Source organism: Consotaella aegiceratis (genome assembly GCF_036541425.1).
GTDB lineage: Bacteria > Pseudomonadota > Alphaproteobacteria > Rhizobiales > Rhizobiaceae > Consotaella > Consotaella aegiceratis.
The window spans coordinates 51,891-71,064 of sequence record NZ_JAZHFT010000028.1 but is presented as its reverse complement, the minus strand read 5'-3'; the positions used below and the strand labels follow the sequence as shown (position 1 = coordinate 71,064).

Here is a 19,174-nt window from a genome sequence, read left to right as displayed (position 1 = left end):
ATAGATGGTTATCGTCCACTATGACCTCCGCTCTTGCCCACTTCGTGGCTCAAGCACGGAGGTTTCTTTTATACGGTGTCGAACCCATCTGCTCCTCCACCAGAGGTGGAGGTTTTTTTCGATGAAAGAAAAAGCCGGGTTCGACGAACCCGGCTAAGGAAGGGCTTCCATAGAAGCAAACCCTTGGGAGGAAACAGTCAATCGGAACGTGGGAGGAGGAATCGTCCGCAACTGACTGAACTTGAAATTAGGCTTATTCTCAAAAGAAACCAGCGCAGCCACGGCATGTCTCCCATGCACTCAGCGCATGGCGGAAACCGAAACCTCCGAACGCCGAACGGATTGAGTCTGGGCTCGCCTCGCGCCTGTCGGAGACGGATCGTCGGCGGCCGGGACGGATGCCACGTGAACGACGCCATTATCGGGAGGTAACTGAAGAGGGAGGCTTCGACATCGCAATCGAATCATGGAGATTCGCTTGAGCACCATCGAAAGAGCCTTCGCCGAAGTCGCCCGATTTCTCAATTTTCTCCCCGACGCGGTCACCGGTCTGCTTTTGCTGGCGATCGCCGCGGCGGGCGCGATCGTCATTCACCGTCTGATCTTGCGGATCGCGCTGCGGGTCACTCAGCGCGGACATCCCTATCTGAAGCAGATCATCCAGCAGACAACGGGGCCGACCCGGCTTGGCGTGGTCATCATCCTGATGGCGGCGGCCCTGGCGGCGGCCCCGTTCCGGGCGGTCGACAAGGACATTTTCCAGCATCTGCTTTTGATCGGCTTCATCACCCTCATCGGATGGGGAGCGGCGACCGCGCTCAACGTCGCGTGCGAGGTCTATTCGAAGCGGTTCGCGCTGGACGTCGAGGACAATCTGATCGCCCGTAAGCACGTGACGCAGGTCCGCATCCTGAAGCGGGCGACGCTGGTTCTCGTGACCCTGCTGACGCTCGGCGCGATCCTCGTCACCTTCGACGGCGTGCGCGAGTACGGCGTATCGCTGCTCGCCTCCGCCGGCGCTGCCGGACTGGTCGTCGGTCTTGCCGCCCAGCCGGTGCTGTCCAACCTGATCGCCGGCATCCAGCTCGCCATCACCCAACCGATCCGGATCGAGGATGCCGTAGTCGTCGAAGGTGAATGGGGCTGGATCGACGAGATCACCATGACCTACATTGTGATCCGGCTGTGGGATTGGCGTCGGCTGGTGGTGCCCATCCGCTATTTCATCGAGCAACCCTTCCAGAACTGGACGCGCAACGGCGCAGCAATCATCGGCAGCGTCCTGCTGCGGCTCGACTACACCGTGCCGATCGACAAGCTGCGCGCCAAGGCGGAAGAGATCACACGCGCCTCGCCGCTGTGGGACGGACAAGTCACCAATGTACAGGTGACCGACGCCGGAGAGCACACGATCGAGGTACGCATCCTGGTGTCGTCGCGCAATTCGCCGAAAGCCTGGGATCTTCGCTGCGAGGTTCGCGAGAAGATCATCACCTGGCTGCAGACGGACTATCCGGGGAGCTTGCCGCGCACGCGGGCCGAACTGTCGCCTCCGGACGGCGCACAAGCGATGTTCGACGGCCAGTGGGTCGCCCGGTCCGATGGGGCGCGCACCGGCGGCGAGATGAGACCCCATGCGGTCTAGCCTAGCGGTCGGGCGACGACTGTCTAGCGGGCATTCGCCAGCGGCTGCGACCCGGCGGATTTGAGCGCCTTGGCGCAGGACATGCCGAAGAAGCCGGCCGACAGCGACCGCACCATCGCCTCGGCCGCCTTCATCAACTCGAAGTTCCCATCCAGCCGTAGCCATTCGGAAATCAGTCCAACCACCGAACAGAAATAGATCTGAGCGGCAAGCCGAGGCTCCCATTCGGGCAGTAGCTCCCCGTCCCGGCGGGCCTTTTCGAAGACCGCGACGATGATCTCCTTGAACCTGTCGTCGGCCTCGCGTTGCCGCACCAGGGCGTCTTCCATCTCTCCAACGTATTCGCATCGATAGAGCAGGATCGAGTAGACACGCTTGATCTGCTCGTCCGTCTCGAAATCGTGACAAGCCTCGACTGTCATGTCGAAGAGTGCCGAGATACTGTCTTCGGCGGACAGGATCGCAGACACCTTGCAGAATTTCTCCTGAGGCAGGCAGATGCGTTCGTGCATCGCCCGGAAAAGATCGAGCTTGTTGGCGAAATGCCAGTAGATGGCGCCACGCGTGACCTTCGCCTCCGCCGCGACTTCCGCCAGCGTGGTGCGCGCTACGCCGTGCTCGTAGAAGACCCGCTCGGCGGCATCCAGAATTGCGCCTCGGGTCTCCAGCGCTTCCTCCCTGGTTCTTCGCACCTCTGACTCCTGTTGTGGTCCGTCGCCCCCTTGCCTACATGCATGTATGTATGTATGTATGACTGCGAACTCATTTGCAACCTGGCGCCAAGCTATTTTTATCGGTTGAGCCTATGCAACCCTCTACTTTTCGTCATTGCGCCCTGCTTCTCCTCCCGGCAGCGCTGTTTGTTTCGACCGCCGGCGTCCGGGCGCAAGCGCCTGAAGCCCCACCACCGGCGGTTTCGGTCGAGACGATCGAACCTAGCCCCCTGCCGATGACCTTCGAATACCCGGGGCGCATCGCCGCCTCGCGCGAGGTCGAGGTACGGGCGCGGGTGAGCGGCATCCTGCTCGAACGAAAGTTCGAGGAAGGCGCGCGCGTCGAGAAGGGGCAGGTGCTGTTCCAGATCGACCCGAAGCCCTACCAGGCCCAAGTCGCGGCCGCAGAGGCTGCCGTGCGCCAGGCGGAAGCCCAGCTCGCCCAGGCCCAGCGTCAGGAAAAGCGTGCGCAGGAACTGGTGCGTCGACAGGCGACCAGCCAGGCGACCCTCGACAACGCGACGTCGTCGCGCGAACTGGCGGAGGCTCAGCTGGCCGCCGCACAGGCCAATCTCCAGACCGCCCAGCTGTCGCTGGAATACGCCACGGTGGAGAGCCCGCTGAGCGGCATCACCAGCCTGGAGCAGGTGCCGGAAGGCAGCCTTCTCGCCAATGGCGACCTGTTGACCAAAGTCAGCCAACTCGATCCGATCTATGTGAATTTCTCGGCGCCGGATACCGAGACGGCCTTCATCCGTCAGCTTCTCGACCAGAGCAACGGCAATGGCGAGCAAACCCTTTCGGTCGGTCTCCAGTTCGGCGACGGCTCCAAGTACGGTCAGACCGGCCGGATCGACTTCACCAGCTCCAGCATCGATTCGGATACGGGGACGGTGCTGTCGCGCGCCGTCCTGCCGAATCACGACGAGCGCCTGCTGCCCGGCCAGTTCGTCCGGGTCACTATCAGCGGCATCGTCATACCCGATGCCATCACCATTCCGACCTCGGCCTTGATGCAAAGCCCGCAGGGCCCGTTCGTCTACACCATAGACGATCAGAGCACGGCCCAGGTGGCCCCGATCCAGATCGCACGCGAGCTCCAGAACCGCGTCGTCATCAATTCCGGGCTCGAGGCAGGCGATCGTGTGGTGACGGAAGGCGTGATCAAGGTCCGGCCGAAGGCGCCCGTCAACGTCGATCGGGACATCGCCCAATCGGAGGCGGAGACCACGGATGTCGCTTCGGACGCTTCCGGCGCCGAAAAGCCCGAGGCTGAGGCCGAAGCTGGAGCCGGAGCCGGGGCGGAAGAGGCCGCGCGATGAACCCTCGCTTCTTCGTAGACCGGCCGGTCTTCGCCTCGGTCATCTCGATCATCATCGTGCTGGCCGGTTTTATCGCCATGCGCGTCCTGCCGGTCGAGCAGTATCCGCAGCTCGTGCCGCCGCAGGTGGTGATCTCGGCCAACTATCCCGGTGCCAGCGCCATGACCGTGGCGCAGACCGTTGCCGCTCCCATCGAGCAGCAGGTCAACGGCGTCGAAGACATGATCTACATGAATTCTGTGAACTCGTCTTCGGGCACATCGCAGATCACCGTGACTTTCGCCAGCGGCACCGATCCCGATCAGGCGACGATCAACGTCAACAACCGCGTCCAGCAGGCGACCGCATCGCTGCCAGAAGAGGTGCAGCGGCTCGGCGTGACGGTTGCCAAGCGCTCGACCTCGATCCTGGCGATCGTCTCCATGTCGTCGAAGGATGCGCGCTACGACCAGACCTATGTGTCGAACTACGCGCTGCTCTATGTGCTCGACGAGCTCAAGCGTGTCCCCGGCGTGGGCGATGCCGAACTCTTCGGGGCGCGCAACTATTCGATGCGCGTGTGGCTGCGCCCGGACGCCCTCGCCCAATACGGCCTGACGCCGAGCGACGTGGCCACCGCGATCCGCGATCAGAACGCCCAGTTCGCCGCCGGACAGTTCGGCGCCGAGCCGAGCCCCAACGAACTCGCCTTCACCTATTCGGTGACGACCGAGGGCCGACTGCCGGATGCAGCGGCCTTCGAGAACATCATCCTGAAGTCGGATTCCAACGCGGCACAGCTGCGCCTGAAGGATGTCGCGCGCGTCGAGCTCGGCGCCCAGGACTACAGCTTCAACGGCCTGCTCAACAACGACCCGACGGTGCCGATCGGCCTCTACCTGCAGCCCGGCGCCAACGCGCTCGACACGCTGGCGGCCGTCAATGACCGCATGGGGGAACTGTCGCGTCAATTCCCCGACGGGATCGAGTACTCGATCCCGTTCGATACGACGAAGTTCGTGCAGGCCTCGATCGACGAGGTGATCCACACCTTCATCGAGGCGATGGTGCTGGTCTTCATCGTCGTCTTCGTCTTCCTGCAGAGCTTCCGTGCGACGCTGATCCCGATGATCGCGGTGCCCGTGTCCATCGTCGGCACCTTCGGCGTCCTGCTCGCCCTCGGCTTTTCGATCAACCTTCTGACGCTGTTCGGCCTGGTCCTGGCCATCGGCATCGTCGTCGACGATGCCATCGTGGTTCTGGAAAACGTCGAACGCATCATGTCGAGCGAAGGCCTGCCGCCCAAGGACGCGACGATCAAGGCGATGTCGGAGGTCACCGGGCCGGTCATCGCCATCGTCCTGGTGCTGTGCGCTGTGTTCATCCCCGTTGCGTTCCTGGGCGGTCTGGCCGGCACGATGTATCGGCAGTTCGCCGTCACCATCGCCGTTTCGGTGACCATCTCGGGCATCGTCGCGCTGACGCTGACGCCGGCCCTGTGCAGCATCATCCTGAAGCCGACCCACGGAGAGCCTCTGGCGCCATTCCGCTGGTTCAACCGCGGCTTCGATGCGCTGACGCGGGCCTATGGCGCGGGCGTCTCGTTCATCATGCGTCGGGTCGTCGTCGCATTCCTGCTGTTCGCCGGCATCGTCGGCGGCGCCTACTATTTCTTTCAGACCCTGCCGGGATCGCTGGTTCCCGACGAGGACCAGGGCGTCCTTTTCGTCGTGTCGATCCTGCCGCCCGCCTCGTCGCTCGGTCGCACCACGGACGTGATGGAACAGGCGACGACGAATCTTCTCCAGCATCCCGCCGTCGACGACGTCGTCGCCTTTGCCGGCTTCGACCTTCTCGCCGGCGTGCAGCGCACCAGCGCCGGAGCGGGTTTCGTGTCGCTGAAGGACTGGGAAGAGCGCAGCGATCCCTCGATGGACGCGCGCAACCTGCCGGGGCCGTTCATCGGCATGAACGCAGGCATCAAGGATGCGATGGTGCTGGCCTTCAACCCGCCTCCCATCATCGGCCTTTCGACCACCGGCGGCTTCGACCTCTATGTGCAGGACCGGGCCGGCAACGGGTCCGACGCGCTGATCGAGACCACCAACGCGCTCGTCGCGGAGGCCTCCAAACGTCCGGAACTGGCCGGACTTCGCTCCAGCTTCTCGGCCAACGTCCCGCAGTACCAGATCGACGTCGACCGCGAGAAGGCGATGGCGCTCGGCGTGCCGATCTCGTCGATCTTCGAGACGATGCAGTCCACCTTCGGCAGTCTCTATGTGAACGACTTCACCCTGCTCGGCCGCAACTATCGCGTCTCGCTGCAGTCCGAAGCGAGCTTTCGCGAAAAGCCGGAGGATCTTCGCTTCGTCTATGTGAAGGCCAACAGCGGCTCGATGATTCCGCTTTCGACGGTCCTCAACGTCAAGCGTGTCGTCGGTCCCGACTTGATCGAGCGCTTCAACGCGTTCACCTCGGCCAAGGTCAGCGGCGGCCCGGCGCCCGGCTATTCCTCGGGCCAGGCGCTGGCGGCCATGCAGGAAGTGGCGGCCAACCTGCCCGAGGGCTACGGCATCGCCTGGACCGGCTCCGCCTATCAGGAGATCGCCACCGGCGGCACCGGCTTCACCGCCGTCGTCTTCGGCATCATCATGGTGTTTTTGATCCTGGCGGCCCAGTATGAGCGGTGGACTCTGCCGCTGGCGGTGATCCTGGCCGTGCCCTTCGCCATGTTCGGCGCGTTGCTGGCGATCTGGCTCCGCGGCCTCAACAACGACGTCTATTTCCAGATCGGTCTGGTGACGCTCGTGGGCCTCGCCGCCAAGAACGCCATTCTGATCGTCGAGTTTGCGGTGCTGAAACGCGATGAAGGTCTGACGGCGTTCGAGGCCGCGCTCGAAGGCGCCAAGCTGCGCTTCCGGCCGATCATCATGACGTCGCTGGCCTTCGTGCTGGGTGTGGTGCCGTTGGCGGTTTCCACCGGCGCGGGCTCTGCCAGCCGGCATTCGATCGGTACCGGCGTGATCGGCGGCATGCTGCTCGCGACGTTCGTCGCGACCTTCTTCATCCCGCTGTTCTATCGCCTGCTCGCGCACGGCACGAGGCGGCGCGATCATTCTGGCCATCCCGAGCCCGCCCCCAGCCCGGCCGAATAGCTGTTCGGCCCCGCGCCGACGTCTTCGGACGCCGATCCATTCGCATTGCGGCCGGCGAGAGACTCTCTCGCCGGCCTTTTCCGTTCAGTCGGCATCCAGGCATCGACAAGCTGCAACCTCGAAGGCCCCGTGTCGTTTGCCGGGGCATTGGAGAGGCCGCAGCGTCGTGCCCGCTTGGGTGCGAATATCGGTTTGCCGGTCTTTACCGGAGGCCCCATGCTTGATTGGATCAACGACAACAGCGGCGCTCTGAACGTCGCCGCGAACCTGGCCATGATCGTCATATGGATCGGCTATCTCCAGCTCTTCCTGGAGAATTTTCGCCGTGAACGGCGGGCCGAAATCCTCATCAATCGCAGTTCATCGTCGCTCGGGCTGGCAGCACGATGCCTGATCAGCAACATGAGTTCGGACGCGATCTATGTGAACAGCCTGATTGGCAGCGTCGAGACCGATCATGGGACATGGACCTGCCCGGTCACGGATCTGGACGAGATCGACGAGAAGAAGAGCCTGCCGGATCTGGCCGAGACCAGCCGACAGGGACCGCTGAAAGTCGCAGACGTGCGAGATTTGGGGAGCTTCCAAAGCCTGATCGACCACGTCGTGCGCTGCGGCAGAAGCGAGGACGGGCGCCGTCTGACAGAGATCGGGCAGCCCCGCGCCTTCACGATCAAGGTGTTCGCCGTCTACGGCTCGGAAGATATTCTGGTGGGCGCCGAACGGTCGTTCGACGTCTGCGCCGGGGACAAGGGCCATCGTCTGGTGCCGCGCACCGTCGGTGCCCGCCAGATCCGCTCCCGGCGCGAGCGCCGGGAGTTGGCCAGCCTACTGGAACAGGATCTCTGAGCGCCCTGCGGATCAATGCCCGCCGGCAGCCGCCCGTTCCGGTTTCCTGATGAAGACGGTGAGAAGCACCAGGGCGCCGAACAGGACCGTCAGTCCCAGGAAGACGTCGGCGAACGACATCACGGCGGCCTCGCGATTGACGGTTTGCGCGAGGCTGCTCAAGGCGGCCGTATTGCCATCGAGCCCGCTCGCCGTGAACGAGGCGGCCATGTCGCTGATGCGGTCTTCCACGACGTCCCTGCCCCAGCGGACATGATCGGCCAGCCGCTGATAGTGCAGCGTCGAGCGGTCGGTCAGCATGGTGTTGATGACGGCAAGACCGACGGCACCGCCGAGATTGCGCGTGAGATTGAAGAGGCCCGAGGCCCCCTTCATCTTCTGCGGCGGCAGCGTGCCGAGCGCGATGTTGTTGATCGGCACCATCGCCATCATCATGCCGACGCCGCGCAGGATCTGCGGAACGAACAGCTCCCAGAAATCCCAGTCGTGGGTCAGATCCGCCATTATCCACGTGCCGAGGCCGAACGCGGCAAAACCGAGCGCCATCATCAGCCGCAGGTCCATCTTGTTGGACAGGATGCCGGACACCGGCGCCATCAAGAACATGGCCAGGCCTGAGACGAACATGGTTTCGCCGATCATCAGCGAGTCGTAGCCGCGAATTTGACCGAGATAGACCGGATAAAGGTAGGTCAGGCCGTAGAGCCCGACGCCCATGATGAACGAAAACAGCGAGCCGAACGTGAAATTGAGATCGCCGAAGGCGCTGAGATCGACGATCGGTTCCTTGGCCGTGAAGGCGCGCAAGAAGAAGAGAACACATCCCACCGCACTGACCACGGCGACGATGGCAATCACGCGGTCGTCGAACCAGCCGTTGAGCGGCCCCTCCTCCAGCACGTATTCCAGCGCACCCAGGAAGGCCGCGAGGCCGATCAGTCCCCACCAGTCGAACTTGGAGAACAGGCTCAATTCGGGCTTGTCGAAATCGATCAGTGTCCAGGCCGCGATGACGACCAGGATGCCCGGCGGCACGTTGACCAGGAACAGCCAATGCCAGGAAAAGGCGTGGCTGAGATAACCGCCGATGGTGGGACCGATGGTGGGCGCCAGCGTCGCCACCAGACCGATCATCGGCGACACGATCGAGCGCTTCGACGGCGGGAAGATCGTGAAAGCGGCCGCGAAGACGCTGGGAATCATGCCGCCGCCGATGAAGCCCTGCAACGCGCGGTAGATGATCATCTGATCGATGTTCGTCGCGGTCGCGCACAGCGCCGAGGCCAGGGTGAAACCGGCCGCCGAGACGGTGAAGAGAACGCGCGTCGAGAGCAGCCGGCCGAGGAAGCCCGACAGCGGAATCATGATCACCTCGGCGATCAGATAGGCGGTCTGGACCCAGGCGATCTCGTCGGAGGAAGCGGACAGGCCGGCCTGGATCTCCGACAGAGAGGCCGAGACGATCTGGATGTCCAGGATCGCCATGAACATGCCGAAGACCATCGTCATGAACGCCGCCATCTTGGCGAAGCTCATGCTCTCCTCGGCCGGAGCGGGTGGCGCTCCGGCAGTCGTGGCGTCAGCGGACATGAACGTGTTTCCTCAGAGCTTGATGCCGAAATTCCATCGGCTTTCCGGCACCAACATCATGCGGCGAATGGCTCGGAGCGACGGCGCGAACGGCCGTCGCTCCGAAGCTGTCAGCGGCCGGCGAGCGCGATCGCGTTCGACGACGAGGCGGGAACGGTTCGCGTGTCGATAGAGACCACCGCCGAGAGGCCCGGACGCAATATGCCCTGGAGCTCGGCGGCATGGTCGATGTCGATACGCACGGGCACGCGCTGCACGACCTTGGTGAAGTTGCCGGTGGCATTGTCGGCGGGAAGCAGCGAGAACACCGCGCCAGAGGCCGGCGAAACGCTGGTCACCGTGCCCTGGAACTTACGGCCCGGCAAAGCATCCACCTCGACATTGACCTTGGCGCCCGGTCCGATCTCGGCGACTTCCGTCTCCTTCAGGTTGGCGTCGATATAGACATGCGACAGCGGCACCAGCGCTGCGAGCTTGCGCGCGGCCGCCACATAATCACCGGGCTGGACCGCCAGATTCCCGACCACGCCGTCATAGGGCGCAGTGATGGTGGTAAAGGACAGGTCACGCTCGGCACTCCTCAGAGCGACCTGAAGCTCGCCGATCGCCACCTCGGCCTCCTTGGCTTGAGCGTCGAGAGTCGTGATGTTGGCCTTCGCCGACTCCACCGAGGCCTTGGCCCCGGCGAGATTGGCCGACGCCGTGTCCCGCGCACTCTGCGCCTGATCGAGCGTCGCGCGCGAGCCGACCTTGGTCTTCAAGAGATCCTGGGCGCGCTTCAAGGTGACTTCGGCCTGCTGCAGCGTGGCCTCGGCGGCCTGCTCGCTGGCATCCGCCTGTGCGACGGCCGCCTCGGCCGCCTGCCGCTGCGCGCGGATGCTCTCCACCGTGGCGCGCTGCGTCGCGATCTTCGCCTTGGCGGAATCGACGGCCAGCTGGAAGTCGCCCGGATCGATGCGGAAGATCGGCTGGCCCGCCTTGACCGTGTCGTTGTCCTCGACGAGCACGTCCTCGATATAGCCGCTGATCTTCGGCGAGAGGATCGTCATGTCGGCCGCCAGATAGGCGTCGTCCGTCGAGACGAGAAAGCGCCCTTCGGTCCACCAGTAATGGCCGAAATAACCCCCGATTCCCAACGCGGCCAATGCGACCAGACCCAGTATGAGGCGGCCTTTTCCCTTTGGCTTCGCCGGCGCGGGTTGCTCGATCGGTGCCTGTGGTCCCTTGCCGTGGGCGTCGGCGCTCGGCGCCTGCGGCCGGCTCGTGTCCGCATAGGACGTAGAACCCTGCGGGACGGATCGGCCGGGCTCGAAGCCATCGGTCGTCGCCTCATCAGTCGTAGGGGCGTTGTCGAGCATCGCGGGCATCTCCAAATCGAACCGAACCGTTCGGTTCGATGTTGACATAACGTCGTGGCGCGCGCATTTCAAGAGCATGCCTCCAACGTATCTATTGCATAGCTCGTTGGTAGTGGATCTGATGTGAATGGACGGTGCCGCCCCAAGGGCGAAGCTGGCTGAAGGTGTATTTTTTGGAAACGACAGAAAGTCCCGCGCGTGCTCCGGCGGGCCACGACCCCGCCAAACGGCTGCAGATTCTGGAAGGCGCGAAGGCCGTCTTCGACCGGATGGGCTTCGACGCCGCCAGCATGAACGACATCTGTCACGAGTCCGGCGTCTCTAAGAGCACTCTTTACGTCTACTTCCGCAGCAAGGAAGAACTGTTCGCCGCGCTCGTTTCCGAGATGCGGGACCGCAAGATCGAGATGGTGGCGCAGACGCTCGACGATCCCACGGACCCGGCCGGCGTGCTGATGCGCATGGGCGTCCAGCTCGCCAAGATCATGACCTCCCCGCACACGATGCGGGCCAACCGAACGATCATCGCCGTTGCGACGCGCATGCCCGAGATCGGCCAGACCTTTTACACCGAGGGTCCTGTGCGCGGCTCGGAAAATCTGACCCGTTATCTGGAAAAGGCCGTGGCGGCCGGAACGCTGAAGATCGACGATCCACGGATGGCGGCAGCGCAGTTCGGAGAACTTGCGCTGGCGGGAATGTTCCGCTGCCGGCTGTTTCTCGGCGAGGTCGAGCCGCCGAGCGAGGAGGAGATCGAGCGGACGGTCAAGAGCGCCGTCCGGCTGTTCATGGCGGGATACGGCGTCGATCGCACCGGCGAAAAATCGTCCGCCGGATGACCGGAGCGGCATCTTCGAACCCGGCGCTCCTCTTCACCAGCGACACGCATTTTTCCGATCCGCGCGTCCTCAGGATCGACCGCCGGCCCTTCCGCAATCTGGAAGAGCATGACGAGGCGCTGATCGAGCGCTGGAACGACGTCGTCGGCCCCGACGACACGATCTGGCATCTCGGCGATTTCGCCCGTGGCGACCCATCACATGTCGAAGGGCTGCTCGACCGTCTGAACGGCCGAAAGCATCTCGTCGTCGGCAACAATGACGGGCCGGCGACGCTCGACGCGCGGGGCTGGTCGTCGATCCAGTTCTATGCGGAGATGGTGATCGACGAGCGCCTGGTGGTTCTCTGCCACTACCCGTTTCGCACGTGGAACCAGATGGGCAGGAAATCGATCGACCTGCACGGTCACTCGCACGGCAAACTGAAGCCGGTCACGCGGCAATACGACGTCGGGGTGGACGCGTGGGACTATCGGCCGATGACCTTCCAAGCCATCACCGCGCGGCGCAGACCTCGAGGCCCGGCGCCTGACTAACCCAGTTCGATCAGGTCGAGGCTCGCTCCCAATTCCGCTTCGGCGACCTCGGCCACGTGGCGGTGGTGGGTGAACAGGATCGGCTGAACCGTGGCGCCGATCTCTGCCAGTGCCCGCAAGCCGCGCGCCGTGCGTTCGTCGTCGAACGTCATGAAGAGATCGTCGCCAATGAACGGCGGCGGCTCGGCACGCGCCGCGTAGTCCTCCACATAGGCCAGCCGCAGCGCCAGATAGAGCTGGTCGCGCGTGCCCTCGCTCAGGCCGTCCAGCGGCACCCGCTCGCCGCCCGGCCGCAGACCGGCCAGGCGCGGCGTGTCGTCCTCTCCATAGTCCTCGGCCAGCCCCGCGAAAGCCCCTGCGGTGAGGCCGGAAAACAGCGCCCCTGCCCGCTCCATCAGCGGGTCGCGGCGTTCGGCGCGATGGCGCTCCACCGCCTTCGACAGCAGCAGCGAGCCAAGCTTGAGCACCACCCACCGGCGCGAGGCTTCCGCCAGCTCGGCTTCCGCGCCGCGCCGGTTGAGCGCCGCCAGTTCGGCCCCCGCGCCGGCCTGCAGCCCTTCACGCCGCCGGCACTCGCGGTCCCACTCGGCATAGACCTCCTGCAACCGGCGTTCGAAGCGCTGGTCGTCTTCGGCAAGTTCCTGCAGCTTCGCCGCCGCCTCGTCCGGCACATAGCCGTCCAGCTCGGCCCGCACACTGGCTTCGGCCAGCCCATCGGCGGTCGCCAGGAGCTGTTGGCGGCGCTCCTCGAGCCGCTGTCGCGTGGCATGCTGTGCCCGCGTGCGCTCCAGATGCGCGCGCGGATCGGCGCCCACCGGCAGGTGGCTCAGCAGCCGTTCGAGATCGGCCTCGGCCCGGGTCAATTGCGCCGCGGCGGTCTCGCGCGCCGCGACAGCCTCGTCGAGCTGCCGCTTAGCGGCGACCCTGCGCACTTCGGCGTCGCGCGCATCGGCGAGACGACCGTTCAGGACATGGGCGATCTCGACGGCGGGACGCCCGACGAGGTCGGGCGCCACGGCCTGGGAGACGTAGCCGATGCGTTGCGAAAAGGCCACGTTGTCGCGCTGCATGCCCTTGACGCGGCGGTCGTCCTTGTCGCGCGCCTCCAGCACCTGCGGCACCCGGTCCCAGACATCGAGCGCGGCCTCGGCGGCGACCAGATCGGCCACCGGTTCGAGACCGATGCTGGGCAGCGCGGCGCGCCATTCCTCGGCCCAGGCGGCCAAGGCGATGTCGATCTCGTGGCCCGCCGTCTCGCAGCGGGCAATCCTTGCCTCGACCTCGCGGATCTGGACCGCAAGCTCGCGGTTCGCATCCCATCGGCTGGTCAGCGCCAGGAGCTGGGCCTCGATGGCGCGCGCCAGGGCCAGCGGGTCGAGCCGTTCGACGCCCGGGACATTCAAGGCGGCCGCCAGCGCCTTGAGCGGCAGGGCGAGGCGTTCGGCCAGCGCCCCGCATTCGTCCACCGAGGCCTTGAGCCCCAGCACGTCGTCCCGCTCGCGCTTGAGATTCGCCACCGCCTTCAGCCAGATGCCCATCTCGGCCGGCAGCGAGGGCTCGACGCCCGACGCCTGCCAGAGCGCACGCCATTCGTCCGAAAGCTGGTCGAAGCCGGCATCGGCGGCCGCGGCCTCCCCGGCCAGGCGCTCCGCCTCGCGCCGCTTGTCGACCAGGCGGCGGCCGAGATCGGCATGGCGCGCTACCCGCGCAGCGTCCGAAACGGCCTCGTCGGCGAGTTGATCGGATGCGACGACGGACTGCTCGAACCGCGCCACCGCGTCGGGGAGAACGCCAACGTCCAACGGCGTTTCGCCGACCAGATGCGCCCGCAGCCTGTGCCAGTGTCGGTCGCGCTGGACTCGTTCGGCGGCAATCCGGTCGTGCGAAGGGACCGGGCGATCGATTTCGAAATGCCGGGCCTCCTCTTCCAGCGCGGCGATCTCGTGGGCCGTGTCGGCGGCCCGGCTGTGCAGGTGCCGGCGCCGGTCGCCGAACTCGGTGAAGCGGCCGGCATACTGCGCGATCGCATCTTCCCCCGGCAGAAAGGCCCGGGCGAGCCGGTCGAGATCGGCGACGGGCGGACTCAATTGCGCACAGGCCTCCGACAGCCGCCGCAGGCGTTCGCCATAGGTCCGTTCGGCTTCGCCACGGCCCTCGATACGGCGGATATCCGGAGCCAGTGCGTCGAATTCCTGGCGATGGCGCTGCGGATCGACCACCTGCCCCCGGCCATGCAGCTCGCTCTCCAGCCGGGCCAGCGCTTCCTGTTCCTCGCGGCGGACGGCACGGTTCTTGGCCTCGCGATCCTTGAGATCCCGGCCGCGGCCGATCAGCGCGCGGGCGGCGGCGCAGGCCATGTCGGTCGGCCGCCGCTCCTCCAGCGTGGCGATGTCCGGATAGCCGAGCCGCGAGGCGAGCTCCTCCAGCTCCGCGATCGCGCCGTCGCGTTCCGCCAGCACGCGCGGCAGATCGCGCTCGTTGTTGCGGATGCCGCCGGTCTCGCCGAACAGCGCGACGATCTCGTCCGCCCGCTTCAGCAGAGGCGCGTCCACGACGGCATGTGCGAAGGCTTCTCGAGCCTTCGTTTCGCTCGTCTGGCTGCTGGCCAGCCGCTCACGGGCGCCGTCATGTGCCAGGAGAGCAGCTTCCAGATCTTCGGCATAGCCAGGGCGCGGATCTGGAATCGGCCCGAGAGCCTCCAGATCGGCGAGATCGGCGTCGATCTGCGAGACGAAAGGCGCGACCCGGCGCAGCCGTTCGAGGCGGGCGCGGCTCTTGACGACTTCGGCACGGCTCCGCCGGATCTCGTCGAGTTCGGTTTCCAGCTGCTTGATGTGTTCGTTGAGGGCGTTCCAGACCGGCGCCTTCAGCTCGCTGTCGCGCTCCTCCTGGCGGGCCTGCTTGTGACGCGCCAACGCCTGATCGAACACGCGGCTCTGCCTGGCGCGGGCGCCGAACACGGCGTCGGCCTCGGCCTCCAGCGATTGCCTGAGATCGTGCAGGCCCTTGAGACCGGAAGCCGCCGCGAACATCGCTGCGCCGATCTCGCCGTCGCTCTTCAGCATCTCATCGCCGCCCGTCCGCAACGCCGCCGAGTCGAGGCCGAACGCTCGGGTAAAGACCTCGCGGTTCAGCCCGCCGAGGAAGGGCAGCAACGCATCGTCGGGCAGCGGCGCCTCGCCGTCCTCCGGCGCGAGCAAGGTATTCTTGTTGCCCTTGCGGCGCCGGAAAGAGAGCTGTGTGCCCGCACTCGCGGTCAGCGTGGCGCCGACCCGTAGTGCCGTCATATCGTGCTGGAAGCCGAAGGCCGTCTGGCGGCCGAAACCGAACAGGAGATCGCCGATCGCCGACAGGGCGGAGCTCTTGCCGGCCTCGTTGGGCCCATAGACGAGATGCAGCTTGGCGTTCGGACGAAAGGCAAGCGAGGTGTCCGAAAAGGCTCCGTAGCGCAGGAGGTCGAGCGACAGGATCCGCATTCAGATCGCTCCCCCGCTGTGCGCCAGCACGAGATCCCGCGCCTCGCCGAGAAGGTCTGCGACGTCGGGAGCCTCCTCTCCGCCGATCGTCACGCCGGCCGGCAGCTTGGCCCCGATCTGTGCGAGCAGCGCGTCCAACTCGGCGCGAATGTCCGGTTCGGCCGATGCTGCCGCCAGCAGCGCCGCGACGTCGACGGAGGCGAGCGCGGGATCGTCGGTCGGGCCGTGCACCGCGGCCGGCGGCTGGGTGGAGACGACGAGACGCTCGAGCCAGATGTCGGCATGTCCGTGATGGCAGACCGCCTGGACCTCGGCGGCGATCCGCTCGTGCTCGGCCACCAGCCGATTGTGCAGTTCGCTGGCGCCGGTCAGCCGCAGCCGCAGCGCGCCGAGCCGATCCTCCAATTCGTCCGCCAGCGGCCGCAGCCGCTCCTGCACGGCCGTGATCAGGCCCGCCTCGTCGACGATCTCCGACACGTCGAGCGCAAGGTCGGCCCAGCGGGCGCGGTCGACGATCAGTCGTTCGGCCGAGGCGACGCGGCCATCCTCGACCTCGACCAGCATCGCGCCCTTCTCGCCGGTCTCGCGGACGCTGCGACCCTGCAGGTTGCCAGGAAAGACGACCCACGGGTCGCGGGCCACGATTTCGTGCTGGTGCACATGACCGAGCGCCCAGTAGTCGTAGGTCCGAAGCGCCAGATCCTGCAGCGTGCAGGGCGCATAGGTGGCGTGCCCGGGCCGCCCGTCGAGCGAGGTGTGGAGTATGCCGATGTTGAACCAGCCCGGCACCGGATCGGGATAGGCGGTCGCCAGGTTCTCGGCCACCGCCCGGTCGGGAAAGCTCTGGCCGTGCAGCGCCACGCGCAATTCGGGCAGACGCCGGGTCTCGGCCTTGCGGGTGGAAAAGCCGTAGACGCCCTCGGGCAGGGTGAGGCTCTTGGTGACGACGCTTTCGGCGTCGTGGTTGCCGCGAATCAGGAAGACCGGGATGCCTGCGCGGATGAACCGCGACACCTCCCGGTTGAAGAACAGGCCGATCGAGGTGTCCCGCCATTCGCCGTCGTAGACGTCGCCCGCGATGATGGCGAAGGCGATGTCGGCCTCGATCGCCCTGGTCACCATGGCGGTAAACGCCTGACGGCTGGCCGCCGCGAATCGCGCGGCGATCTCGGCATCCTTCAATGACAGTCCGACGAAGGGGCTGCCGAGGTGCAAGTCGGCGGCATGCAGGAACTTGAAGCTCGCCATCCGGCCCTCCTCTCGATGATCGATTCGGCTCTTTCACCGACACCCTCGTGCCAGACCCGACGCTCTAGCACGGGTCCCGCAGTGTGACGCAACGCTGGGATGTCCGATGCTGAGATGGCGAGCATTCCGACAATCGAAAGGTTGGAGACCCTCCTTTTCCACAAAAAACTGACGAGGACCGTCCGGCTCGGTCTCGAAACCTAGCCCCAGAGCAGCGGATCGGCCGGATGGACGCCGGCCTCGTCGTAAAGCAGTCCATGCTCGCGGTCGCGCGCCAAGAGTAACGGGCCGTCGAGATCGACGACGCTCGCCCCCTGCGCCACCAGCAGCGCCGGCGCCATGGCGAGCGACGAGCCCACCATGCAGCCGACCATGACCTTCAGGCCCGAGGACAAGGCCTCGTCCTTGAGCGCGAGCGCTTCCGTCAGGCCGCCGGTCTTGTCCAGCTTGATGTTGATCACGTCGTAGCGGCCGAGGATCGCCGGCAGCGAGTCGCGATCGTGGCAGGATTCGTCGGCACAGACCGGCAGCGGCCGGTCCATCTCGGCCAGCGCCTCGTCCTGGCCCGCCGGGAACGGCTGTTCGACCATCTGAACACCAAGGCGCAACAGGACGGGGGCCAACTCGCGATAGATGTCGGGCGTCCATCCCTCGTTGGCGTCGACGATGATGCGCGCATCCGGGGCGCCCTGGCGCACCGCCTCCAGCCGGGCGATGTCGCCCTCGCCGCCGAGCTTGAGCTTCAGCAAGGGCCGATGCGCGTTGGCCTGCGCCTTCTCGCGCATCGCTTCGGGATCGGCGAGCGACAGCGTGTAGGCGGTGATCACCGGCTGCGGCGCGTCGAGCCCGGCGAGCTCGTACACGGGCCGGCCGGTTCGCTTCGCTTCCAGGTCCCAGAACGCGCAGTCGAGGGCGTTGCGCGCGGCGCCTGGGCCCAGGCGCTGCTGCAGGCCGTCACGGTCGAGCCCTCCCAGAATCTCGTCCCAGACGCCGTTCAGCGTGGCGACCACGCTGTCGACCGACTCGTTGTAGCGTGGCAGCGGAAAGCATTCGCCCCAGCCGCGATGCGGCGCGTCGTCGAGGCTCGCCGTGACCACCGGCGACTCGGTGCGCGAGCCGCGCGAGATCGTGAAGGTGCCGGCGATCGGAAAGATCTCCGGCGTGACCGTCAGTTCCGTCATTCCAAAGCATCCACCAGCCGTGCGGCGCCGTTGCGGAACGGGTCGACGGTCGGCAGTCCCATCCTCTTCTCCGTTTCGGCCAGATAGGTCATGGCCTCGTCTTCGCCCATCGCCGCCGTGTTGACGGAGATGCCGACGGCCTCGCAGGCCGGGTTGACCACGCGCGCCAGCCGCAGCGCCACGTCGCGCAGATCTTCGAGCGACGGCAGCGTGTAGTCCGGCAGACCCCGCATGTGAGCGCGTGTCGGCTCGTGGCAGAGCACCAGCGCATCCGGCTGCCCGCCGTGGACGAGCGCCATCGTCACGCCGGAATAGGAGGCATGGAACAGGCTGCCCTGCCCTTCGATCAGATCCCAATGGTCCGGATCGTTGTCGGGGGTCAGCCATTCGACGGCACCGGCCATGAAGTCGGCGATGACGGCGTCCAGCGGGACGCCCTCGCCGGTGATCAGGATGCCGGTCTGGCCGGTCGCGCGGAAGGTCGCCTTGATGCCGCGCTCGCGCATCTCGCGCTCGATCGCCAGCGCCGTGTACATCTTGCCGACCGAGCAGTCGGTCCCGACCGCGAGGCACCGCTTGCCGGCGCGCTTCTTGCCGGTGGCGATGGGGTATTTCACGGTCGGCAGGCGAACGTCGTGCAAGGTCGTGCCGCTGGCCTCGGCGGCCGCCACAAGGTCCGGCTCGTCACGCAAAAGATTGTGAAGCCCGGAGGCGACGTCCATGCCGGCCGCCAGGGCCTCCTTCAGCACCGAGATCCAGCTCGGGCCGATGAGGCCGCCACGATTGGCCACGCCCACCACCACCGTCTTGGCCCCGGCCGCGGCGGCTTCGGCGATGGTCATATCCGGCAGTTTGAGATCGGCATTGCATCCGGGCAGGCGGAACTGGCCGACACAGTGCTCGGGGCGCCAGTCGCGAACGCCCTGCGCCACCTTGGCGGCCAGCGCATCAGGCGCATCTCCCAGAAACAAAAGATACGGTGTCTTCAGCATGCTCGAGCCATCTCCATCGGCGCCGCTCCAGGCGGCAGTTGAACCGGACAAACGAACGCGGCGCGACGGGAAAACCGCCGCGCCTGCCGGATTCGTCATCACGCCTGCAAATCGAGCACTGCGCGACGCCGCGCGCAAGAGGGTATGAAAGATGAGTCGATAGCACAGGATGTCGCAGGGACAACTCAAGGCCGTGCTCTTGCGCCGAGGCCGCTGCTATGAAAATGATCATGCCTCATGGGCAAGCGCCCCTGGCAACATCGAGGCCGATTGGCCATGATGGGAGGCCTT

The 19,174-nt window shown here is 65.8% G+C and carries 13 protein-coding genes; 6 read left to right on the top strand and 7 right to left on the bottom strand.

Annotation, left to right across the window (positions count from 1 at the left end):
* The first annotated feature begins 478 nt into the window (after window positions 1-478).
* The gene (locus tag SMD10_RS17570) at window positions 479-1,645 is read left to right on the top strand and encodes a mechanosensitive ion channel family protein (RefSeq protein ID WP_331687039.1); all 1,167 of its coding nucleotides are present in this window, start codon (window positions 479-481) and stop codon (window positions 1,643-1,645) included.
* A gap of 23 nt (window positions 1,646-1,668) precedes the next feature.
* On the opposite strand, the gene SMD10_RS17565 is transcribed toward SMD10_RS17570, so the two are convergent.
* A complete protein-coding gene (locus SMD10_RS17565; protein WP_331687038.1) occupies window positions 1,669-2,337 on the bottom strand; it encodes a TetR family transcriptional regulator in 669 nt (222 codons plus the stop codon).
* Between the two features lie 113 nt (window positions 2,338-2,450).
* Between SMD10_RS17565 and SMD10_RS17560 the strand changes: the two genes are divergently transcribed.
* The 3 genes from SMD10_RS17560 to SMD10_RS17550 all read left to right on the top strand — a co-directional run bounded on the left by SMD10_RS17560 (window position 2,451) and on the right by SMD10_RS17550 (window position 7,663).
* Complete coding sequence (locus SMD10_RS17560; RefSeq protein ID WP_331687037.1) at window positions 2,451-3,680, top strand: efflux RND transporter periplasmic adaptor subunit; 1,230 nt, start codon at window positions 2,451-2,453, stop codon at window positions 3,678-3,680.
* Window positions 3,677-6,814 carry an efflux RND transporter permease subunit gene (locus tag SMD10_RS17555; protein ID WP_331687036.1) on the top strand — a complete coding sequence of 1,046 codons (3,138 nt, stop codon included), beginning with the start codon at window positions 3,677-3,679 and terminating at the stop codon, window positions 6,812-6,814. The genes SMD10_RS17560 and SMD10_RS17555 overlap by 4 nt, the downstream gene beginning before the upstream one ends.
* A gap of 216 nt (window positions 6,815-7,030) precedes the next feature.
* Window positions 7,031-7,663, top strand: coding sequence for a hypothetical protein (locus SMD10_RS17550; protein WP_331687035.1), 633 nt, complete (start codon window positions 7,031-7,033; stop codon window positions 7,661-7,663).
* Between the two features lie 12 nt (window positions 7,664-7,675).
* Here the strand turns inward: SMD10_RS17550 and SMD10_RS17545 are convergent, their stop codons facing one another.
* Together SMD10_RS17545 and SMD10_RS17540 are read right to left on the bottom strand one after the other, a co-directional pair.
* The gene (locus tag SMD10_RS17545; RefSeq protein WP_331687034.1) at window positions 7,676-9,253 is read right to left on the bottom strand and encodes a DHA2 family efflux MFS transporter permease subunit; all 1,578 of its coding nucleotides are present in this window, start codon (window positions 9,251-9,253) and stop codon (window positions 7,676-7,678) included.
* 110 nt (window positions 9,254-9,363) lie between these two features.
* The gene (locus SMD10_RS17540) at window positions 9,364-10,611 is read right to left on the bottom strand and encodes an efflux RND transporter periplasmic adaptor subunit (RefSeq protein WP_331687033.1); all 1,248 of its coding nucleotides are present in this window, start codon (window positions 10,609-10,611) and stop codon (window positions 9,364-9,366) included.
* Between the two features lie 173 nt (window positions 10,612-10,784).
* On the opposite strand from SMD10_RS17540, the gene SMD10_RS17535 reads away from it, so the two are divergent.
* Both SMD10_RS17535 and SMD10_RS17530 read left to right on the top strand, forming a co-directional pair.
* Window positions 10,785-11,450 (top strand): TetR/AcrR family transcriptional regulator, encoded by a 666-nt coding sequence (locus tag SMD10_RS17535; protein WP_331687032.1) that lies wholly within the window; start codon window positions 10,785-10,787, stop codon window positions 11,448-11,450.
* Window positions 11,447-11,986 (top strand): metallophosphoesterase family protein, encoded by a 540-nt coding sequence (locus tag SMD10_RS17530; RefSeq protein ID WP_331687031.1) that lies wholly within the window; start codon window positions 11,447-11,449, stop codon window positions 11,984-11,986. Before SMD10_RS17535 ends, SMD10_RS17530 begins: the two co-directional genes overlap by 4 nt.
* Here the strand turns inward: SMD10_RS17530 and SMD10_RS17525 are convergent.
* The 4 genes from SMD10_RS17525 to dgcN form a co-directional block, all read right to left on the bottom strand.
* Complete coding sequence (locus SMD10_RS17525; protein WP_331687030.1) at window positions 11,983-15,462, bottom strand: AAA family ATPase; 3,480 nt, start codon at window positions 15,460-15,462, stop codon at window positions 11,983-11,985. The two genes, SMD10_RS17530 and SMD10_RS17525, sit on opposite strands and share 4 nt — an antisense overlap.
* Complete coding sequence (locus SMD10_RS17520) at window positions 15,463-16,710, bottom strand: metallophosphoesterase family protein (RefSeq protein WP_331687029.1); 1,248 nt, start codon at window positions 16,708-16,710, stop codon at window positions 15,463-15,465. It abuts the gene before it with no gap.
* A gap of 200 nt (window positions 16,711-16,910) precedes the next feature.
* On the bottom strand, window positions 16,911-17,891 hold the full coding sequence (dgcA, locus tag SMD10_RS17515) for an N-acetyl-D-Glu racemase DgcA (protein ID WP_331687028.1): 981 nt from the start codon (window positions 17,889-17,891) through the stop codon (window positions 16,911-16,913).
* A complete protein-coding gene (dgcN, locus tag SMD10_RS17510; RefSeq protein WP_331687027.1) occupies window positions 17,888-18,883 on the bottom strand; it encodes an N-acetyltransferase DgcN in 996 nt (331 codons plus the stop codon). Before dgcN ends, dgcA begins: the two co-directional genes overlap by 4 nt.
* Window positions 18,884-19,174 lie beyond the last annotated feature (291 nt).

Coding starts and splice junctions, on each gene's coding strand:
- SMD10_RS17560 (WP_331687037.1), top strand. CDS start 2,451: ATGCAACCCTCTACTTTTCGTCATTGCGCCCTGCTTCTCCTCCCGGCA.
- SMD10_RS17520 (WP_331687029.1), bottom strand. CDS start 16,710: ATGGCGAGCTTCAAGTTCCTGCATGCCGCCGACTTGCACCTCGGCAGC.
- SMD10_RS17540 (WP_331687033.1), bottom strand. CDS start 10,611: ATGCTCGACAACGCCCCTACGACTGATGAGGCGACGACCGATGGCTTC.
- dgcA (WP_331687028.1), bottom strand. CDS start 17,891: ATGACGGAACTGACGGTCACGCCGGAGATCTTTCCGATCGCCGGCACC.
- SMD10_RS17555 (WP_331687036.1), top strand. CDS start 3,677: ATGAACCCTCGCTTCTTCGTAGACCGGCCGGTCTTCGCCTCGGTCATC.
- SMD10_RS17550 (WP_331687035.1), top strand. CDS start 7,031: ATGCTTGATTGGATCAACGACAACAGCGGCGCTCTGAACGTCGCCGCG.
- SMD10_RS17530 (WP_331687031.1), top strand. CDS start 11,447: ATGACCGGAGCGGCATCTTCGAACCCGGCGCTCCTCTTCACCAGCGAC.
- SMD10_RS17545 (WP_331687034.1), bottom strand. CDS start 9,253: ATGTCCGCTGACGCCACGACTGCCGGAGCGCCACCCGCTCCGGCCGAG.
- SMD10_RS17525 (WP_331687030.1), bottom strand. CDS start 15,462: ATGCGGATCCTGTCGCTCGACCTCCTGCGCTACGGAGCCTTTTCGGAC.
- dgcN (WP_331687027.1), bottom strand. CDS start 18,883: ATGCTGAAGACACCGTATCTTTTGTTTCTGGGAGATGCGCCTGATGCG.